This is a genomic window from Nonomuraea antimicrobica, assembly GCF_039536965.1.
Taxonomy (GTDB): Bacteria; Actinomycetota; Actinomycetes; order Streptosporangiales; family Streptosporangiaceae; genus Nonomuraea; species Nonomuraea antimicrobica.
The window spans coordinates 1-2,387 of the sequence record NZ_BAAAZP010000296.1 but is presented as its reverse complement, the minus strand read 5'-3'; the positions used below and the strand labels follow the sequence as shown (position 1 = coordinate 2,387).

2 protein-coding genes are annotated in these 2,387 nt (G+C 68.5%); both read left to right on the top strand.

The features are described from left to right. Window positions 1-118: 118 nt before the first annotated feature. The gene (gene istA / locus ABD844_RS52850; protein WP_344897912.1) at window positions 119-1,606 is read left to right on the top strand and encodes an IS21 family transposase; all 1,488 of its coding nucleotides are present in this window, start codon (window positions 119-121) and stop codon (window positions 1,604-1,606) included. Beyond that, the gene (gene istB / locus ABD844_RS52845; protein ID WP_344897909.1) at window positions 1,603-2,382 is read left to right on the top strand and encodes an IS21-like element helper ATPase IstB; all 780 of its coding nucleotides are present in this window, start codon (window positions 1,603-1,605) and stop codon (window positions 2,380-2,382) included. The genes istA and istB overlap by 4 nt, the downstream gene beginning before the upstream one ends. Window positions 2,383-2,387: the final 5 nt, after the last annotated feature.

The window sequence follows — 2,387 nt, the reverse complement described above, 5'->3', positions numbered from 1 at the left end:
GTTTTAAGTCCCCATGTCTGTTCGCGCGTTCGCGTGTCGTGGGGAGAGGTGTGCCCCTGAACGGTGATCGTGACGGTGTCTGCCAGTCATGATCGCCGCTCAGGGAGTCTGCCGGGCCATGAAATCTTCGGGGGAAGTCATGGACATCATCGCCGCCTACCGCGAGGTAGGCACCTATCGTGGGGCCGCTGAGATGTGCGGCACCACCCATAAGACCGTCAAACGCATCATCGAGAAGGCGTTGGCCGGGGACAAGGCGCCGCCCCGCAAGCAACGCGAGCACAACTACGACGCGGTCGCCCGGTTGGTGGCCGACAAGGTGCGCGCGACGCACGCGAAGATCTCGGCCAAGCGGCTGCTGCCCTTGGCTCGAGCAGCCGGGTACGCAGGGTCGGCGCGCAACTTCCGGCGACTGGTTGCCGAGGCCAAGAAGAACTGGCGGCGCCAGAATCCGCGTGGACGTCGCCCGGCCATCTGGACACCGGGCGAGATGCTGGTCATCGACTGGGGCGACGCAGGTGACGGGCTCCACGTGTTCTGCGCCGTGCTGGCCTGGTCGCGCTTTCGATTCGTGTGTTTTGCCGACAACGAGCGGTCTGAGACCACGCTGTCCTTCCTGGCCGAATGCTTCGAAACACTGGGGGCGGTGCCCAAGGTGGTACTGGCCGACCGGATGGGCTGCCTGAAGGGCGGTGTGGTCGCCAACAAAGTCGTCCCCACCGCCGACTACGTGCGTTTCGCCACCCACTACGGAACTCGGCCCGATTGGTGTGAGGCCGCGGACCCGGAATCGAAGGGGATCGTGGAGAACCTGGTCGGCTACGCCAAGCGAGACCTGGTCGTGCCGCAGGCACCGTTCGAGGACCTGATGGTGGCCAACATCGCCGCCCGGACCTGGTGCGCCGAAGTCAACAGCGTGGTGCACTCGGAGATCTGCGCGGTTCCCGCCGAACGCCTCGTCCGCGAGCGGGAGGTGATGAGTGCGCTGCCGTCGCTGCGTCCGGCGATCGGCAAGCCTCCGATCACGCGCAAGGTGGACAAGCTGTCGTGTGTGCGGTTCGGCTCGGCCCGCTACTCGGTGCCCAACGCCCTCATCGGCGCGAGGGTGGCTGTCGTCGAGGCCGACGGCCGGTTGCTGGTCACCGATCTGGCCACCGGCGAGATCGTCGCCGACCACGCGCCGGTCGCCCCTGGCGAGGCCGCCATCTGCGACGAGCACTACGGCGGTCCACGTCCGGCACCTCGGAGGGCCGCCCGGGCGCGCACCGAGAGTGAGAAGGCGTTCCTTGCGCTCGGCCCGGCCGCCGAGAGCTGGCTGACCGGCTCGGCCGCCTCCGGCAACACTCGTCTGGCCGCCGACCTGGTCGAGCTGGCCGCTCTGCAAGCCGCGCACGGGGATGACACGCTGATCGCGGCGCTGGAACGCGCGACGCGGTTCCGCCGATGGCGGGCCGAGGACGTGCGCTCCGTCCTGGCGGCCGGGGCCGGCACGCCGCAGCCGACAGCCGCCGGAGATGCACTGATCATGGCGCTGCCCGCCGTGGCGACGCGGTCGCTGGACGACTACGCCCTCGACCGGATCGACCGGATGGGAGAGGCCGGATGACCGCGCCCACCACGCCTGCACTGCCCAGCGACCTGGACGCTGGGCTGCGCCGGCTGAAGCTGGCCACCATGCGCCGCCTGGCACCCGAACTGCTGGTCACAGCCAGGACGCAACGCTGGAATCCCGAGGAGTTCCTGCGCACCCTGCTGGAGGCCGAGTTGGCCGCGCGCGATGAGTCCAATGTCCGCACCCGGATGAAGGCCGCCGCCTTCCCGGTGATCAAGACGGTCGAGGAGTTCGACGTCGGATCGTCCTCGATCCCGCGCGCGACCTTCGACTACCTCGCCTCGCTGGAGTGGATCCGCGCCACCGAGAACTACTGCGCCCTCGGCCCGGCGGGCACGGGCAAGAGCCACAGCCTCATCGCCCTCGGCGTCGCGGCCGTGCACGCCGGGCATAAGGTGCGCTACTTCACCGCCGCCGACCTGGTCGAGACGCTCTATCGCGGACTGGCCGACAACTCCGTCGGCCGCGTCATCGAGAACCTGCTCCGCAACGACCTGGTGATCATCGACGAAGTCGGCTTCGCCCCACTGGACGACACCGGCGCGCAACTGCTGTTCCGATTCGTTGCCGCCGCCTACGAACGCCGCGCGCTCGGCATCGGCTCGCACTGGCCCTTCGACCAGTGGGGACGCTTCCTGCCCGAACACACCACCGCCGTCAGCCTGCTCGACCGGCTCCTGCACCACAGCGTCGTCGTGACCACCGAAGGCGAATCCTTCCGCATGAAACAGGCACGAACCCGGACAGGCCGACGCCTCACCAAGAAGTAGTCAAC

What these genes read in the sequence shown, in the direction of transcription:
- istB (WP_344897909.1), top strand. Translation starts at nt 1,603, where the DNA reads ATGACCGCGCCCACCACGCCTGCACTGCCCAGCGACCTGGACGCTGGG.
- istA (WP_344897912.1), top strand. Translation starts at nt 119, where the DNA reads ATGAAATCTTCGGGGGAAGTCATGGACATCATCGCCGCCTACCGCGAG.